The sequence below is a fragment of the Micromonospora sp. SL1-18 genome (assembly GCF_047921505.1).
In the GTDB taxonomy this organism is placed as follows: domain Bacteria; phylum Actinomycetota; class Actinomycetes; order Mycobacteriales; family Micromonosporaceae; genus Micromonospora.
The window spans coordinates 46660-62880 of sequence record NZ_JBLROA010000016.1 but is presented as its reverse complement, the minus strand read 5'-3'; the positions used below and the strand labels follow the sequence as shown (position 1 = coordinate 62880).

The following is a 16221-nucleotide window of genomic DNA, read 5'->3' as shown; positions in this document are numbered from 1 at the left end:
TGGCCGGATGAGGAAAGTTACCACCCGAGGGCTCGCCCTCACTCTCACAGCCGTCGCCGGAGCCGTTTGGCTCCCCTCGCCCGCCCAGGCCGAGATCACCACGGATCAGCCAGCCACCAGCACCGCGGTGGCCGTGACGACCACCCCGCCGACAACCGACGAAACGCTCCTGTCCGGCTACGCCGAGGCCCTGGAGATCGCGGTGGAACGGGCGTACGCGAACCCAACCGAATATTCGATGCCCTATGTGCTGAACCGTCAGCTCATGGTGCCGGTGTCTGAGACCGCTTCGGAGCAGACGCTTGCCGCCGCGTCTGCCGACATGGTCGTCACGCCGACGTCCACCGGAACGATCACGGACGATCCAGACACCCCCAGCACGCAGGAAGACAAGGGCACTCCCCCGGCCGCCCCGGCAAGCCCGGCGCCCGTAACCTTCACCCCGATGAAGGCCGAGGTCATCATCGAGCCAATCGTCGAGGTGGTGCCGTACACGGTGGACCAACTGGTCGCCACTCAGGACGAGGTGCTCGACCTCGGCGACGACCAGTTGGCCGGCGCGAGCAACCTGCGCACGGCCGCGATTGACCCGGTGAACAACCGGGTCATCATCGAGGCGGCGACGGTAACGCAGGAAATGCGCGAGGCGTTGGCCACCCGCTACGGCGCCACCCGGGTCGCCCTCCAGTTGGTGCCGGGGATGACGCTGCCGGAACTGAAGTGGGGGCGGCACAGCGACCCCCCACCGGGTTACTACGGCGGGGCGTACTTCTACACCTCGGTCGGCTCATGCACGATCGCCTTCGCCTGGACCCATGGGGGTCATGACTCCCTTCTCACGGCCGGCCACTGCACCTCGTTGAACGGTAAGGCGTACAACCCGACCGGGACCCTCGGTACCGTCGTGGTCGATAACTGGAACAACACGACCGGCTCGGTGAAGCTCCTCCCCCGCCATAACTACTACTCGGGTGACGCGTCCAGCATCAGGCTGACCTCGACGTCTCGCGGTCGCGTCTACAGCGGCGGGCCTACGTCCACCACCTCACGGCCAGTTACCGGCAAGTTGAAGCGGCGCTCCCAGAATGGGGAAACCTACTGCGTCAGCGGCCAAGTTACCGGCGAAATGTGCGGCTTCAAGGTGATCGCCACGCGCATAACCGTGAAGTACACGGACGGCGCGGTCCTGCGCAACGCCAACAAGGGATACCGCTACGGCAACTGCACCCGGAGCGGCGATTCGGGCGCGCCGATCTACAACATCAAGAGCGACGGTTCGATCACCGCCAGGGGCATCCTCAGTGGTGGCACCGACAACACCAGTGGTCACTGCTACGACTACTTCACCGACATCTTGACGGCCGAAGATGCCCTGGAGGGCACTATCAAGTACAACTAGTGCCTAGTCTTTGAGCCCTGGACCCAAGATGGAGCGGGGGCGCACCGAGAAGGATCGATGAGCAGACCCGCGAGGAGGATCTGATCATCGCCCGGTGCGACCCCGCTTCCTCGGCCGACCGCGTTCCCTGCTGGTCGCCTGCGGCTGAGCTGGTCACGGTTCAGGGGTGTCGGCCAGCGACGCGAAGGCGATCACGTTGTCCTCGTAGCCGGTCCGCCCGCCGACCCACTCGCCGCCGCAGGTGATCAGGCGCAGCCCGGGCGGGCCGTCGTTGCCGTACACCCGGTCGGCGGGGAGCTTGGCCTTGTCGAAGTACTCGACGGTGTCGACCTTGAAGGTCACGACGCTGTGGTCCGCCCGGGTCACCTCGATCCGGTCGCCCGGCTTCAGCTCCCGCAGGCGGTAGAAGACCGCCGGCCCGCTCTTGGTGTCCACGTGCCCGACGATGATGGCCCGGCCCGGTTCCCCGGGGACCGGGCCACGGTCGTACCAGCCGGTCTGGTCATGCTGGCTCAACGGCGGTACGTCCACCGAGCCGTCCTTGGCCTGGCCGACCGGGGTGATCGGCGCGGTCAGCTCGATCGCCGGCACGGAGAGGCTCACCGGGCGGCTCGCCGGCTGACGGGCCCGGGCCGGCTCGGCGCCGCCGGCCGTCGACCCCGTCGCCTCCACCCAGTCGAACGGCCCGGCGGTCCGGCCCAGCCCGGCCCCGGTGGCGAAGACCCCGACCAGCACCAGCACCACGGCGAGCGGCACCGACCAGGGACGGCGTCGCTGGGCGCGGGGCGCTCCGGCGGGCGCTCGGGGGGCGGGTTGGGCGACCATGGCGGGGTTCAGCGGGGGGCGGCGCCACGGCCGGCACGGGGTCGACGCGCCGCCGCCACGCCGACCACGGCACCGGCCACGGTCAGCGCCAGCCCGAACGGCACCAGGAGTTTGCCGGAGCCGGTCCCGGCCGTCCCGCCGAAGCCGGTCGCCGGCCCGCGGCTGGCGAAGCCGGTCGCCGGCCCACTGCTGGACTTCACCGCCTTGACGATTTGCAGCATCGTCGAGGCGGTCTGCCCGCTCGGGCACTCCAGCTTGACCCGGTAGTTGCCGGGCCGGGTGCGCTCACCGACCATCGGCGAGGCGGTGAGCAGCCCGCGCTGCGGCTGCACCTGGACCCGGCCGAAGGCGTCGGAGACCACGATCGCCGGCACCGAATTGTCCCGGCAGCTGGCCCGGAGGCCGACCAGGTAACCGGCTTCCACAGTGCTCGGGGTGACCTCGACAAAGATCAGGTCAGCGGGCCGCTGGCCCTGATCCGACGGACCCGGAACCGGCTCGGCGACGGGCAGCCGGGTGCCAGTCGGGCCGGCCAGGGCCGGCCCCGCCGCGAGCAGCGGGGCGGTGCACGCGGCGGCCGCGATCAGCAGCGCCGTGCGTCGCGTGACTGACACCATGACCCCTCCCGGGCTCTGGGCCACCCGTCCTGCCGTAACGGGATGAATCCTCTCACCCTCGGTCGCACATCACATCCGTTCCGCGGCGGTGGTCGCGTACGCTCGGGTCGCTGTGACCACCACCGACCAGAACGCCGCGCCGCCGGCCCACGCCGCCCGCATCCGCACCTTCCATCCGCGCCGCGGCCGGATGACCGACCGGCAGCGCGCGGCGCTGGCCCGGCTCTGGCCCGCGTACGGTCTGGACATCGCCGACCTCGACGGGCCATACGATCCGGCAGCGCTGTTCGGGCGGCGAGCCCCCCTGGTGCTGGAGATCGGTTCCGGTATGGGCGACGCCACCGCCGCGATGGCGGCGGCCGACCAGGACCGACACTATCTGGCGGTAGAGGTGCATACGCCCGGAATCGCCAACCTGCTCGACCTGGTCGACCGGGACGGGCTGACCAACGTCCGGGTGGCCAAGGGCGACGCGTTGGACCTGGTCCGGGCGATGCCGGAGGGGTCGTTGGACGCGGTGCACGTCTTCTTCCCCGATCCCTGGCCGAAGTCCCGCCATCACAAGCGCCGGATCATCCAGCCGACCCACGTGGCGCTGCTGCGCTCCCGGCTGGCACCCGGCGGGACGCTGCACTGCGCCACCGACTGGGCCGAGTACGCCGCGTCGATGCGGGAGACGCTGACCGCCGACCCGGAGCTGGTCGACGTGCACGGCGACTACGCCCCCCGCCCGGCGCACCGCCCGGTGACCAAGTTCGAGCGCCGCGCCCTCACCGCCGGCCGCGACATCTTCGACCTCATCCACGTGAAAGGAGGGGCCCCCTATTAACGCCTGGCGTGGTACAGGGGCCCCTTATTAACACCGGCATTAACACCGGCGGGGCAACCCGGTTGGCGCGGAGGGTCATGATCCAGGCACCATGGACGGGCTATGACCCTCACCGCCGCGCTGCCCGCAAGCGCCACCCCCGACACCCTCTTCGACACGTTCGCCGGCTGGGCGTCCGAGCGCGGCCTCGACCTCTACCCCCACCAGGAGGAGGCGGTCATCGAGATCGTCTCCGGGGCGAACGTGATCATGAACACGCCGACCGGCTCGGGCAAGAGTCTGGTCGCCATCGCCGCGCACTTCGCCGCCCTGGCCGACGACCGCACCACCTTCTACACCGCGCCGATCAAGGCGCTCGTGTCGGAGAAGTTCTTCGCGCTCTGCGAGGTCTTCGGCGCGGAGAACGTCGGCATGCTCACCGGCGACGCCAGCGTCAACGCCGACGCCCCGATCATCTGCTGCACCGCTGAGATCCTGGCCAACCTCGCCCTGCGTGAGGGCGCCCGGGCCGACGTCGGCCAGGTGATCATGGACGAGTTCCACTTCTACGCCGAGCCGGACCGGGGCTGGGCGTGGCAGGTGCCGCTGATCGAGCTGCCGCAGGCGCAGTTCATCCTGATGTCCGCCACGCTGGGCGACACCACGCGCTTCGTCGACGACCTGACCCGGCGTACCGGGCGGCCGACCGCCGTCGTCCGCTCGGCCGAGCGGCCGGTCCCGCTCCTCTTCTCGTACGCGATGACGCCGCTGCACGAGACGCTTGAGGAACTGCTGGAGACGAAGCAGGCCCCGGTGTACGTCGTGCACTTCACCCAGGCCGCCGCGCTGGAACGTGCCCAGGCGCTGATGAGCGTCAACGTCTGCACCCGGGCCGAGAAGGACATGATCGCGGAGGCGATCGGGGGTTTCCGCTTCACGTCCGGTTTCGGGAAGACCCTGTCCCGGCTGGTCCGGCACGGCATCGGCGTGCACCACGCCGGCATGCTGCCCAAGTATCGCCGCCTGGTGGAGACCCTGGCCCAGGCCGGACTGCTCAAGGTCATCTGCGGCACCGACACCCTCGGCGTCGGCATCAACGTCCCGATCCGCACCGTCCTCTTCACCGGCCTGTCGAAGTACGACGGGACGCGGACCCGGCTGCTCAAGGCCCGCGAGTTCCACCAGATCGCCGGCCGGGCCGGGCGGGCCGGCTTCGACACCCTCGGCCGGGTGGTGGTGCAGGCCCCCGAACACGTCATCGAGAACGAGAAGGCCCTCGCCAAGGCCGGCGACGACCCGAAGAAGCGCCGCAAGGTCGTACGGAAGAAGCCCCCCGAGGGGTCCGTCGGCTGGGGCAAGCCCACCTTCGACCGGCTCGTCGAGGCCGACCCGGAACCGCTGACCTCCAGCTTCCAGGTCAGCCACTCGATGCTGCTCAACGTCATCGGCCGGCCCGGTGACGCGTTCGCCTCGATGCGCCACCTGCTCACCGACAACCACGAGGACCGGGCCGCCCAGCGACGGCACATCCGCCGGGCCATCGCCATCTACCGGGCACTGAAGGCCGGCGGGGTGGTCGAGGAGCTGCCCGAGCCGGACGAGCAGGGCCGTCGGGTGCGGCTCACCGTCGATCTACAGCTCGACTTCGCCCTCAACCAGCCGCTGTCACCACTCGCCCTGGCCGCCATCGAGCTGCTCGACCGGGAGTCCCCGTCGTACGCCCTCGACGCGCTGTCGGTGATCGAGTCGATCCTCGACGACCCCCGCCAGGTGCTCTCCGCCCAGCAGTTCAAGGCCCGCGGCGAGGCGGTCGCCGCGATGAAGGCCGAGGGCATCGAGTACGAGGCCCGCCTCGAACTGCTCGACGAGGTGACCTGGCCCAAGCCCCTCGCCGAGCTGCTGGAGTCGGCGTACGAGATGTACCGGCAGGGCCACCCGTGGGTCGCCGACCACCAGCTCTCCCCCAAGTCGGTCGTCCGCGACATGTACGAGCGGGCCATGACCTTCCCGGAGTACGTGCAGTTCTACGGCCTGTCCCGGTCCGAAGGCCTCGTCCTGCGGTACCTCGCCGACGCGTACAAGACGCTGCGGCAGACCGTCCCCGGGGACGCCAAGACCGAGGAACTGGTCGACCTCATCGAGTGGCTGGGCGAGCTGGTCCGCCAGGTCGACTCCAGCCTGATCGACGAGTGGGAGCGGCTGCGCAACCCGTCCGACGTCGAGGCGGTCGCCGCGTCGCTGGACGACCGGCCGCCGGCGGTCACCCGCAACGCCCGGGCGTTCCGGGTCCTGGTACGCAACGCGCTGTTCCGCCGGGTCGAACTGGCCGCCCTGCGCCGCTGGGATGAGCTGGGCGAACTCGACGGCGCCTCCGGCTGGGCCGCCGACGCGTGGGCGGACGCGCTGGAGCCGTACTTCGAGTCGTACGACGGGATCGGGGTCGGGCCGGACGCCCGCGGGCCGGCGCTGCTCATGATCGAGCAGGGCCGGGAGAAGTGGACCGTACGCCAGATCCTGGACGACCCGGAGGGCGACCACGACTGGGGGATCAGCGCCGAGATCGACCTCGCGGCCTCCGACGAGGTCGGCGCGGCCGTCGTGCGGGTCACCTCCGTCGGGCAGCTGTAGCGGGCTGCCCTCTGTCGTGGGGCAGCGCCGCCCGCGGTCGCCTCGGTAGCGTGCCGGGATGGCCACGGACGACGAGATCCCTTCGCCGGAGTTCCCACCGAGGCGGGTAGCCGGCCGAGGGCTCGGCTGGTACCGCGGCGACTGCCACGTGCACTCGTTGCGCTCGACCGGTGGGGAGCTGACGCCGGCGCAGCTCGTGGAGGCCGCCCGTGCGGCAGGGCTGGATTTCCTCGCGGTCACCGAGCACAACACGTGCGATACCCACGCCGACTGGGCCCAGCCGGCCGGGGACGACCTGCTGGTGATCCTCGGCCAGGAGGTCACCACCCGCACCGGGCACTGGCTGGCGCTCGGCATCCCCGCCGGGCAGCTGGTCGAGTGGCGCTACGGCATCCGCGACGACCTGATCGGGCGGCAGCTGGACCAGGTGCATCGCGGCGGCGGGCTGGGTGTGGCGGCCCACCCCCAGGCGCCCTACCCCTCCGGCGTCTTCATGTACCCGTACCAGGGATTCGACGTGGTCGAGGTGTGGAACGGACAGTGGCGCTCGGACCTGCCGTGGAACGCCGACAACGAGGCAGCGCTGGCCGAATGGGGCCGAACCCTGGCCTTCGACATCCACCGAGGACGGTGGCGGCCGGCGATGGGCAACAGCGACACGCACCTCGCGGGCCAGCTCGGCGTACCGCACACCGTCGTGCTCGCCGAGGAGCTGAGCGTGGACGCGGTCCTCGCCGGCATCCGTGCCGGCCGGAGTTGGATCGCCGGATCGGTCGAGATCGAGCTCTCGCTGAGCGTCTCCGCCGGTCACCGCAGCGCTGGGATCGGTGAGCGGCTGGTGACCGAGGCCGAACCGGCCGTGGTCCGGGTCGACGTGACGGGTGTCCCCGGCGGCACCGTCAGCTTCCACACCGACCGGGGCACCGCGCATCGCGAGTCGCTGGCCGGCGGCGAGCCGGCGGCCGTGACCTGGCACGCCAGCGCGGTGGAATCGATGTTCGTCCGGGTCGAGGTACGCCACCCCGGAGGGCACATGGCGGCCCTCACCAACCCGGTGATCCTCGTCTGAGCATTTCTTCCAGGGGCTGTCCGGGATGCCCGGGCGGCCCCTTTCGCACCCTGGGCAATGTCAGTCCGGTCGATTAGAATGTATGTACTAATCAAGCCGTTGACCTGGGAGGATGCTCGTGACCACGCCCACCTCCACCGCCCCCGTCACCCCCTACGCCACCCTCCTCGGTTTCACCCGGTACGTGGACCGCACCGGGCCGACCAAGGCCACCTTCGTCGGGGGCCTGCGCAAGCAGCGAGCGAGCCGGCACGGCTTCAACCCGCACGGCCAGTTCGTCAAGGCGCTCAAGGCCGACGTCGCCTTCCACACCGGCGGCACCCACCTGGCCCAGGTCGCCGATCTGGTCAAGCCCCGCTGGCGCCCGCTCTACGAGGCGCTCGTGCCCGGCGCGACCACCTGGCTGCACTCCCTCGGCGAGCCGGCCGGCGTCGACCTGGCCCAGGCCCGGGACGCCCTGGCCATGCTGGGCGACCTGCCCGTCAAGATCAACCCGCAGTTCGGCATCCGGTACGCCGACGGCCGCGCCGAGGCGGTCCGCCTGCACTTCGACGAGGCCCCGCCGAGCGAGGAGGCGACCCTGGCCACCCTGCACCTGATGGCCCGACACATGGACGCGGTCCTGCCACACGCCGAGCCGGTCCTGGTCGACGTCCGGCGTGGCCTGACCCACCGCATGCCCGCCGACGTCAAGCCCGATCAAATCGAGCAGTGGCTGGCCGGCGAGGCCGCCGCCTTCCGCGCCATCTGGTCCACCGCCGCCTAACCCCCACCCACCCTTCAAGATCCGCGCACGAGCCCGCCCCGGCCAAGATCGCGCTCGATCCAGGAAGTAGTGGTCTCCCGCGCCCGGGAGGCCACTACTTCCGCGTTTGAGCACGATCTTGGCGAGCGGCATCCCGGGTTATCCACAGGGGCGGTGCTGAGGGCAGGCGATCGGGCAGCGTGAACGTATGCCCAAAGCTCCTCGGCGACCGCCCCAACTGCGCGGTCGGATCTTTCGTGGCTCCGTCGCGGTGAGCCGTGGTCTGCTGACCCGCAACGATCTCCGCAGCTCGGCGTGGCGGTCGCTCTTCCGCGACGTCTACGTGGACGCGCACCTGAGAGTTACCCGTCGAGACCGCTGCGGGGCTGTGATCCGCTGGCTGGTCCCCGGCGGCACCGCCATCGCCGGCCGTTCGGCCGCTGCCCTCTACGATGTCGGGCAGGTCTCTCCCGAGGAACCCGTTGACGTGCTGATGCCCAAGCCGCCCGCCGAACTGTCCGCGCCCGGTTCAGAACCGGCCACAGATGCGATCGGAGCACCGATCTCCGCCTCGGCAACGCCGGGCAGAACCGCAAAGCGGCGTGGGCCGGTGACCGGCCTGCGAGTTCACCGTGCGGAGGTGGACCCTGGCGACGTCCTGGACCGGGGCGGCATCCTGACGACCTCGCCAGCGCGTACCTGCTGGGACCTGGCCCGATGGCTCGATGTGGTCGAGGCGGTCGTGCTCATCGACGGCCTGCTGGCCCGCAGCTCACGAGGTTGGCTATGAATCCTCAGTGGACGTAGAATTCTCGGGTGGGATTTCTCCGGCTGTGGAAGGCCGCGAAGCGTTTGGGTGGATTCCAGCCGGTGGCGCTGTGTTTGTGGGCTGGTGCGGGGAAGGTTCCGGTGGCGTGGGGTGGCCGGTGAGTCGGAGGCTGCCGCTGGCCGAGGGTGAGGTCTCCCGTACGGCGTGTGCCCGCGCGCTGCTGCGTGCGGGGGTGGACGAGGAGACCGGCGTCGTTGTGTCCCGGTCGGTGCTGGCGGAGCGGGTGGGCTGGTGTGCTGATCTGGTGGCGGGCATGGTGGGCGCCCTGATCAGCGAGCACTGGAACAGTGTGGATGTGGGGGTGTTGGCTTCCGGGGTGGATGCGGGTGGTCGGAGGTTGCCGTCGAACGCGTGGATGGCGTTGCGTCGTCTGGGCTGGGCCACCGCCACGCCTGCGGGTGTGCGGGTTAATGACCGGGTCGTGCGGGTGGCGCAGGAGCAGGCCGGACGCGCCCTGCGTTCGGTGAAGTGGCGTGCTGACCTGACTGCCGGGATTTTGGCGTCGTGGCCGTCCGATCCGCGTAAACGCACCTCCGTCGAGTGGGGGCAGGTGCGTGCGGCGGTCCCGGGCGGGGAGGGGCTGCCGTCGAGTGTCATCAAGGGCCGGACCCGGCAGGCCGTCACGTTCCTCCAGGTCAATGGTCGTCTGCCGGTGGATGTGTTCGAGCTTGAAGGCGCTGCGAGGGTTCCGCGGATGCTGTTGTTGGCTGCGTGTGACCGGCAGCAGGCCACGATCGAGCGTTGCGACACCGACCCGGGCAGGGTGCTGCTGCGCGTGCAGTTGCCCACGCGTGCGGATCCGCGCTCGTATTCGGATTGGACGTGGGTGGCCTGTCCGATCAGTCTGCCGCCCACGGTGCCCGCCTCAGCGCTGCTGCACCTACCGACCCTCCGCTTGACCGGCCGGCAGGTGCGCGCCGACATGGCGTACACGCACCCGGTGCGGAAAGCGAAGCGCACCGGTCACACGGTGGCGCTTGGCGTGGACTGGGGCCTCAACACCCTGCTGTCCGCCGGAGCCCTGCGACTACACGAGGACGGTCGGATCACCGCGTTGGGGGCTGGCGGCCAGTTCCGCGCCGCCGGTGTCCTGGCCAAGCAGCACCGCCTGCGCCGCCACGGTGAGCGGCTGCACGCCAAGGCCGACCACTACCAACGACTCACCGGCGGCGACCAGCAGCACAACCTCGCCGGCAAACACGAGCTGCTACGCGACGAGATCCGCCATGTGTCCGCCCGCCGTGCGAACTTGAACGACGCGCTCGCCTGGGCTGCCGCCCGCTGGGCGGTGGACCAGGCGATCGCCGCCCGGGCGAGCGTCATCTATGTGGAAGACCTGCGGTCGATGGAAGCACGGGGGATGGGCCACACCATGAACACCCGCCTGTCCCAGCAGGTCCGCGGAAAAATCGTCGACCGGATGCGGCACCTCGCCGCCGAGGCGGGTGTCGCCGTGGTCACCGTCCCCGCCCGCAACACCTCCAAACACTGCCCACAGTGCCTCACCCCGCTACGACACTGCAAAGCCCCCGACAAGCCGACCGTGGCGGGCTGGAAATGGGCCATCTGCCCCCACCGAACCTGCGGCTGGCAAGGCGACCGCGACCACGGCGCGTGGCGGCGCATCGCCGCCCGCGGCCTCACCCACCAGGCCAAGACCGTCATCGACAAGACCAGCGGTGCCATGGTGATCCGCACGGTCGTGGACCAGCTCGAAACCGCAGCCGTCGTCACCCCCACCACAGCCAGTCGGGAGGAACGGTCGAAGACCGGCCCCACCCGGCACCAGCCACCACGCCCCGCGCCCAGGCGACGCAGGGCACCCTCCCCCACCCGACCCCACGGTCAGGCGGGCAAGCGTCCGGAGGGACACGCACCAACGGACCGGACCCGGCTGCCCCGCGCAGCCCACCGGCACCAGAACGTGACCACGATCAGCACACCCACCACCGGCCACCAGCCGGGAGGAGCAGCACTGGGCGCAGGATTCCATCTCCACGCCCACGCCTCCCCACCCAGGTGGGAAACGATCCCGGAAACTGATTCTGACCCAGGATCGCTAAGCTAATCAGAGACGCTGAGGCCACTACATCCTGGATCGAGCGCGATCTTGTGGGGGTGCATCAGGAGGCAAGGTGCTTCTGCAGGTCGTCGAGGATCTTGGTGGCGGCGGTGACGCCGATGCCGGTCATCCACGTCTCGTCGGAGACGACGTGGGCCTTGCCCGCCTTGACCGCGGAGAGGCCCTGCCAGAGGCTGCCGGCGGTGACCTTCGCCTGCTCGGCGGCGGCCTTCTCGCCGTACGCGGTCACGAAGATGATGTCGCCGTCCACCTCGTTGACCCGCTCGGGGCTGACCAGGTCGAAGCGCTTGTCCGCCTTGCCGTCGAGGCGCTGCCGTGCGGGGCGGCCCAGCCCGGTGTCACCGACGACGATGCCGGAGAACGACTCGGGGCCGTACACCCGGATGTTGCCGGGGATGAAGCGCACGACGGAGATTTCCCGGCTGGCCGCATCGCCGAGCGAGGCGCCGAACTCCTTCGCCCGCTTCTCGTAGGAGGCGAGAAGGTCTCGAGCCTGCTGTTCCCGGCCGAGGGCCCGGCCGTCGAGGAGGAAGTTCTCCTTCCAGGTGACGCCCACCTTCTCGGTGAAGACGGTCGGCGCGATGGCGGACAGCTCGTCGTAGAACTTCTCCTGGCGGAACCTGCTGCCGAGGATCAGGTCGGGCTTGAGCGCGTTGATCGCCTCCAGGTCGGGCTCGGTGAGCACCCCGACCTCCTTGATGCCGGCGAGCTTCTCCGCCCCGAAGTAGGTGGGCCAGCTCTTCGCCTCACCGGCGGTCGCCGCGCCGACCGGGGTGATCCCCAGCGACAGCGCGGTGTCGATCTTGTCGGTGTCGAGCACCACCACGCGCTTCGGCTCGGCGGACACCCTGGTGGTGCCCATCGCGTGGATGATCTCCCGGGTCTCCCCGGTGGCCGTACCGGGTGCGGGGTCGCTCTTCCCGCAGGCGGTGAGGCCGACGCCGAGGGCGAGGGCCGCGGTGAGGGCGGCGGCGAGACGAAGCATCAGGGTCCTTTCGTGCGGTACGGGTCGACGGGCGCTCAGGCCTCGCCGACGGAGGAATCGGCCGGAGCCGACACGACGGCCGGACTGGCTGCCGGAACAGCCGAATCGGCGGCCGGAACAGCAGCCGGTTCGGCGGCCGGAACAGCAGCCGGGCTGGCGGGCGGAAGGGCCGTGCCCTGGGTGAGGGCGGGCACCACCAGCGGGGCGCCGGTGACCGGGCAGGGCACGACCACGCAGTCGAGCCCAAAGACCTCCCGGACCAGGTCGGCGGTGAGGATCTCGCGCGGCGGACCGGCCGCGACCACCGCGCCGGCCCGCATGGCGACCAGGTGGTCGGCGTACCGGGCGGCCTGGTTGAGGTCGTGCAGCACGGCGACCACGGTCCGGCCGCGCTCGACCCGCAGCCGGTGCAGCAGGTCCAGCACCTCGACCTGATGGGCGAGGTCGAGGAAGGTGGTCGGCTCGTCCAGCAGCAGCGCCTCGGTGTCCTGGGCCAGGGTCATCGCGATCCAGACCCGCTGCCGCTGCCCGCCGGAGAGGGTGTCCACCGGCCGGTCGGCGAGCCCGGCGACGTCGGCGAGTGCCATGGCCCGCTCGACGGCCCGGCCGTCCTCCGTCGACCACTGCCGCCACCAGCGCTGGTACGGCTGCCGGCCCCGGCCGACCAGGTCCGCGACGGTGATCCCCTCCGGTACGAGCGGGCTCTGCGGCAGCACGCCGAGGCGGCGGGCCACTTCGCGGGTGGGCAGCTCCCGGATCGCCGCGCCGTCGAGCAGCACGCTGCCGCGACGCGGGGTGAGCAGCCGGGCCAGGGCTCGCAGCAGGGTGGACTTGCCGCAAGCATTCGGGCCGACGATGACGGTGAACGCGTCGGCGGGCAGGTCGAGATCCAGCCCGTCCAGGACCGTCCGGCCGTCGTAGCCGACGACCAGGTCGCGGGTGGACAGCATCGCGGTCACGACCGCCTCCCTCGGGTACGCAGCAGCAGGAACATCAGGTACGGCCCACCGATCGCGGCGGTGAGCACCCCGGCCGGGAGCTGGACCGGGGCGAACAGGCGGCGGCCGGCGAGGTCGGCCAGCACCAGCAGCAGCGCCCCGAGCAGCGCCGCGCAGAGCATCGGTGGCCGTTCCGCCCGGACCAGCCGGCGAGCCACCTGCGGGGCGACCAGGGCGACGAAGTCCACCGCGCCGATCTGGGCGGTGACGGTGGCGGCGACCAGCACACCGGTGGCGGCCAGCCCGATCCGGCGGGCCACCGGGCGCAGCCCGACGCCCCGGGCGGTGTCGTCGTCCAGCGCGGTGCTGTGCAGCGCCCAACCGGCCCAGGCGAGCACGGGCAGCAGCACGGCGAGGGTGGCGCCGATCCAGGCCGCCTCGGTCCAGCCCTTGCCGCCCAGGGTGCCGATCACCCAGAGCTGGGCGCGCAGCCCGTCGATCGGGTCGGCGGCGAGCATCACCACCTCGGTGAGCGCGCGGAAGGCGAACGCCACCGCCACCCCGGCGAGGACGAACCGTTGCGCCGCCAGCCCGTGCCGGGCCCCCAGGGCGAACACCAGGGCCGCCGCGACCAGGCCGCCGAGCAGCGCGGCCGGCGCGACCAGGATGGCGGCGGCGCCGCCGGTGAGGGCCAGCGTCGCAGCCAGCCCGGCGCCCTGGGTGACACCGATGACGTCGGGGCTGGCCAGCGGGTTGCGGGCGATGCTCTGGATCAGGGTGCCGGCCACGCCGAAGGCGGCCCCGGCCAGCGCCGCGAGCACCGCGCGGGGCAGTCGCAGGTTCAGCACCACGAGGTCGTACGGGGTGCCGGCCCCGGAGAGCGCACGCAGCACGTCGACCGGGGCGACGTATGGGGTGCCGAGCGAGAGGCCGACCACGACGGCGGCGACGAGCAGCACGAGCAGGACGGCGGCGACGCGCACCGGGCGGCGGCGGACCTGCACGGCCACCGCCCCCACCCGCAGCACCACCCGCCCCGGCAGCGCCAGCCCCCTAACGGCACTCACGCGACCCCGCCAACCACGGCGATCTTGCACTTCGGACCAGTGATTCGAGGCACGTGCCCGCTCTGCTCGGGCCGGACGTGCAAGATCGCCAGGGAGGGGGCCGGCGGGGTCACACGGTCACCGTCCGGGCGCGGCGAACCAGGACGGCGAGCAGCGGGGCGCCGAGCAGCGCGGTGACGATGCCGGCCGGGATCTCGCTGGGCGGGGCGACGAGCCGGCCGACGATGTCGGCGCCGAGCAGCAGGGCCGGCCCGAGCAGCCCGGCGACCAGCAGGGCCCACCGGTGGTCGGCACCGACCAGGGCCCGGGCCAGGTGCGGCACGGCCAGCCCGACGAAGGCGATCGGCCCGGCGGCGGCCACGGCGGCCCCGGTGAGCAGCACGCCGGCGATGCCGGCGCCGAGGCGGACCAGGGCGATCCGGTGGCCCAGGCCGCGGGCGACGTCGTCGCCGAGGGCGAGCGCGTCGAGGCCCCGGGCGACCAGGGCAGCCATTGCCACCCCGGCGAGGACGAACGGAAGCACCTGCCCGGCGACGCCGACATCCCGGCCGGTGAGGCCGCCGACCACCCAGAACCGGTATTCCTCGAAGGTGCGCGCATCGATGCTGAGCAGCGCGTACACGATGGCGCCGAGACTGGCGTCGAGGGCCGCGCCGACCAGCGCGAGGGTGACCGGGCTGGCGCCCTCGCGGGTGCGGTGGGCGACGGCGAAGACCAGCAGGCCGGCCAGCAGCGCACCGGCGACGCCGAACCAGACGTACCCGGTGAGGGTGCCGATGCCGAAGACGGCGATGGCCAGCACCACGCCGACGGACGCGCCGGCGCTGACGCCGAGGATGCGCGGCTCGGCGAGGGGGTTGCGGGTGACGGCCTGGAAGAGCACCCCGGCGACGGCCAGGGCGAGCCCGACCACCAACCCCAGGGCGGTACGCGGCAGCCGCAGCTCGCGGACGATCGTGCTGGCGTCGCCGCCGTCCGGGGCGGTGAGCGCGGCCCACACCGCGTCGACGGGGAGCGGGCGGCTGCCGAGCGCGAGGCTGGCCAGCAGCGCGACGGTGAGCAGGAGCGCCGCCGCCAGGGTGACCGCGAGGCGGCGCCGGACGCCTCGGCGACTGTGGATGTGGGCCCGTGCGGGCCGGACGGCGACGGTGGCCACGAAACTCCCGCCCTCTCAGGTTAGGTCCGCCTTACCTTAGCGAATAAGGTTAGGCAGGCCTAACTTGGGGTCGACGGACGAGAGCCTGGCGCCGGTCCTCGACTGGTCGATCCGCGCCCTGCGAGCCCGAACCCAGGGCTAACCCCTTTTCGCCCCATTCGCCCCCTACGCTGAGGACATGCGATTCGACCAGCACACCGTGGTCCTCCTGGTGCGCCCCGACGACCCGCCCGAGCTGCCCAGGGACGCGGCCGACCGGTTGCAGAACGCGCACCTGGCCCACCAGGCCGGGCTGGTGGAGCAGGGGGCCGTGCTGGCCGCCGGCCCGTTCCTCGGCGGCGACGACGAGCGGATCCGCGGCTTCGCCGTGCTCGGGGTGGACCCGCAGATGGCCCGCGAGCTCTACGCCAACGACCCGGCCGTGAGCTCCGGACAACTGGTCGCCAGGGTGATGAGCTGGCAGGTGCCGGAGGGCGTGCTCCGGTTCGAGTCGGTCCCGGTGCCCACATCCATGCTGGAGATGGCCTCCGGGGACTGACTAATCCTCCGCGGCCTGGCGGCTGCCCGGCACCACCGGCATCGGCCACACCCCGGTACGCGGCACGGCCGGCACCTCCACCTGATGATCCGACCAGACGTACGTCTCGGGCAGCAGGTCGGCCACCGGAACCGCGCGCAGCGCGTCCATCGGGCCGACGATCACCTTGATCGACGGGAAGTAGTCGAAGAGCACCTGCCGGCAACGACCGCACGGCGGGATGACGCCCCGACCCCGGTCACCCACCGCGACGATGGTCTCCAGATCGCCGGCGCCCTGGGTGGCCGCGGCCCCGATCGCCACCAACTCGGCGCACGGGCCTCCCGTGAAGTGGTAGACGTTCACACCGGTGAACAGCCGGCCGTCGGTGGTCCGCGCGGCGGCGGCGACGGTGTGGTTGTCACTGCGGCAGCGAAGCTTGGCCACGGCTGTGGCGGCCTGCACCAGCGCCCGGTCGGTATCCCGCATGATCATCACGTCCCGTCGTCGACTCGATCGGCGGCCACTCTAGTCGGGCGGTAACCCGGGCGCGCT

The 16221-nt window shown here is 71.6% G+C and carries 15 protein-coding genes; 8 read left to right on the top strand and 7 right to left on the bottom strand.

Features of this window, described 5'->3' with window-relative positions:
• Positions 1-7: 7 nt before the first annotated feature.
• Entirely contained in the window at positions 8-1399 is a 1392-nt protein-coding gene (locus tag ACNAW0_RS10630; RefSeq protein ID WP_416287583.1) for a S1 family peptidase, read from the top strand.
• A 153-nt stretch (positions 1400-1552) separates the two neighbouring features.
• Here ACNAW0_RS10630 and ACNAW0_RS10625 read toward each other — a convergent pair whose 3' ends face one another.
• Positions 1553-2224 (bottom strand): class F sortase, encoded by a 672-nt coding sequence (locus ACNAW0_RS10625; RefSeq protein ID WP_416287582.1) that lies wholly within the window; start codon positions 2222-2224, stop codon positions 1553-1555.
• An 8-nt stretch (positions 2225-2232) separates the two neighbouring features.
• Complete coding sequence (locus ACNAW0_RS10620; protein ID WP_416287581.1) at positions 2233-2841, bottom strand: hypothetical protein; 609 nt, start codon at positions 2839-2841, stop codon at positions 2233-2235.
• Positions 2842-2953: 112 nt separating this feature from the next.
• Between ACNAW0_RS10620 and trmB the strand changes: the two genes are divergently transcribed.
• The 6 genes from trmB (at position 2954) to ACNAW0_RS10590 (ending at position 10988) form a co-directional block, all read left to right on the top strand.
• Positions 2954-3670, top strand: a complete 717-nt coding sequence (gene trmB, locus ACNAW0_RS10615) for a tRNA (guanosine(46)-N7)-methyltransferase TrmB (protein WP_416287580.1) — start codon at positions 2954-2956, stop codon at positions 3668-3670.
• 102 nt (positions 3671-3772) lie between these two features.
• Positions 3773-6277: a DEAD/DEAH box helicase gene (locus ACNAW0_RS10610; protein ID WP_416287579.1), complete on the top strand. Its 2505-nt coding sequence runs from the start codon at positions 3773-3775 to the stop codon at positions 6275-6277.
• A gap of 58 nt (positions 6278-6335) precedes the next feature.
• On the top strand, positions 6336-7346 hold the full coding sequence (locus ACNAW0_RS10605; RefSeq protein ID WP_416287578.1) for a CehA/McbA family metallohydrolase: 1011 nt from the start codon (positions 6336-6338) through the stop codon (positions 7344-7346).
• Positions 7347-7464: 118 nt separating this feature from the next.
• Positions 7465-8112 carry a hypothetical protein gene (locus ACNAW0_RS10600; RefSeq protein WP_416287577.1) on the top strand — a complete coding sequence of 216 codons (648 nt, stop codon included), beginning with the start codon at positions 7465-7467 and terminating at the stop codon, positions 8110-8112.
• Positions 8113-8299: 187 nt separating this feature from the next.
• On the top strand, positions 8300-8881 hold the full coding sequence (locus tag ACNAW0_RS10595; RefSeq protein WP_416287576.1) for a hypothetical protein: 582 nt from the start codon (positions 8300-8302) through the stop codon (positions 8879-8881).
• A 136-nt stretch (positions 8882-9017) separates the two neighbouring features.
• The gene (locus tag ACNAW0_RS10590; protein WP_416287575.1) at positions 9018-10988 is read left to right on the top strand and encodes a zinc ribbon domain-containing protein; all 1971 of its coding nucleotides are present in this window, start codon (positions 9018-9020) and stop codon (positions 10986-10988) included.
• A gap of 55 nt (positions 10989-11043) precedes the next feature.
• Here the strand turns inward: ACNAW0_RS10590 and ACNAW0_RS10585 are convergent, their stop codons facing one another.
• From ACNAW0_RS10585 to ACNAW0_RS10570, 4 genes are all read right to left on the bottom strand, one after another.
• Positions 11044-11988: an ABC transporter substrate-binding protein gene (locus ACNAW0_RS10585; RefSeq protein ID WP_416287574.1), complete on the bottom strand. Its 945-nt coding sequence runs from the start codon at positions 11986-11988 to the stop codon at positions 11044-11046.
• 35 nt (positions 11989-12023) lie between these two features.
• A complete protein-coding gene (locus ACNAW0_RS10580; protein ID WP_416287632.1) occupies positions 12024-12938 on the bottom strand; it encodes an ABC transporter ATP-binding protein in 915 nt (304 codons plus the stop codon).
• A 5-nt stretch (positions 12939-12943) separates the two neighbouring features.
• Positions 12944-13993: a FecCD family ABC transporter permease gene (locus ACNAW0_RS10575; RefSeq protein ID WP_416287573.1), complete on the bottom strand. Its 1050-nt coding sequence runs from the start codon at positions 13991-13993 to the stop codon at positions 12944-12946.
• A 109-nt stretch (positions 13994-14102) separates the two neighbouring features.
• On the bottom strand, positions 14103-15149 hold the full coding sequence (locus ACNAW0_RS10570) for a FecCD family ABC transporter permease (RefSeq protein ID WP_416287572.1): 1047 nt from the start codon (positions 15147-15149) through the stop codon (positions 14103-14105).
• A gap of 178 nt (positions 15150-15327) precedes the next feature.
• Between ACNAW0_RS10570 and ACNAW0_RS10565 the strand changes: the two genes are divergently transcribed.
• Complete coding sequence (locus ACNAW0_RS10565) at positions 15328-15687, top strand: YciI family protein (protein WP_416287571.1); 360 nt, start codon at positions 15328-15330, stop codon at positions 15685-15687.
• Here the strand turns inward: ACNAW0_RS10565 and ACNAW0_RS10560 are convergent, their stop codons facing one another.
• Complete coding sequence (locus ACNAW0_RS10560; protein ID WP_416287570.1) at positions 15688-16155, bottom strand: cytidine deaminase family protein; 468 nt, start codon at positions 16153-16155, stop codon at positions 15688-15690.
• Positions 16156-16221: the final 66 nt, after the last annotated feature.

Coding starts and splice junctions, on each gene's coding strand:
- ACNAW0_RS10630 (WP_416287583.1), top strand. CDS start 8: ATGAGGAAAGTTACCACCCGAGGGCTCGCCCTCACTCTCACAGCCGTC.
- ACNAW0_RS10625 (WP_416287582.1), bottom strand. CDS start 2,224: ATGGTCGCCCAACCCGCCCCCCGAGCGCCCGCCGGAGCGCCCCGCGCC.
- ACNAW0_RS10620 (WP_416287581.1), bottom strand. CDS start 2,841: ATGGTGTCAGTCACGCGACGCACGGCGCTGCTGATCGCGGCCGCCGCG.
- ACNAW0_RS10610 (WP_416287579.1), top strand. CDS start 3,773: ATGACCCTCACCGCCGCGCTGCCCGCAAGCGCCACCCCCGACACCCTC.
- ACNAW0_RS10605 (WP_416287578.1), top strand. CDS start 6,336: ATGGCCACGGACGACGAGATCCCTTCGCCGGAGTTCCCACCGAGGCGG.
- ACNAW0_RS10595 (WP_416287576.1), top strand. CDS start 8,300: ATGCCCAAAGCTCCTCGGCGACCGCCCCAACTGCGCGGTCGGATCTTT.
- ACNAW0_RS10585 (WP_416287574.1), bottom strand. CDS start 11,988: ATGCTTCGTCTCGCCGCCGCCCTCACCGCGGCCCTCGCCCTCGGCGTC.
- ACNAW0_RS10580 (WP_416287632.1), bottom strand. CDS start 12,938: ATGCTGTCCACCCGCGACCTGGTCGTCGGCTACGACGGCCGGACGGTC.
- ACNAW0_RS10565 (WP_416287571.1), top strand. CDS start 15,328: ATGCGATTCGACCAGCACACCGTGGTCCTCCTGGTGCGCCCCGACGAC.
- ACNAW0_RS10560 (WP_416287570.1), bottom strand. CDS start 16,155: ATGCGGGATACCGACCGGGCGCTGGTGCAGGCCGCCACAGCCGTGGCC.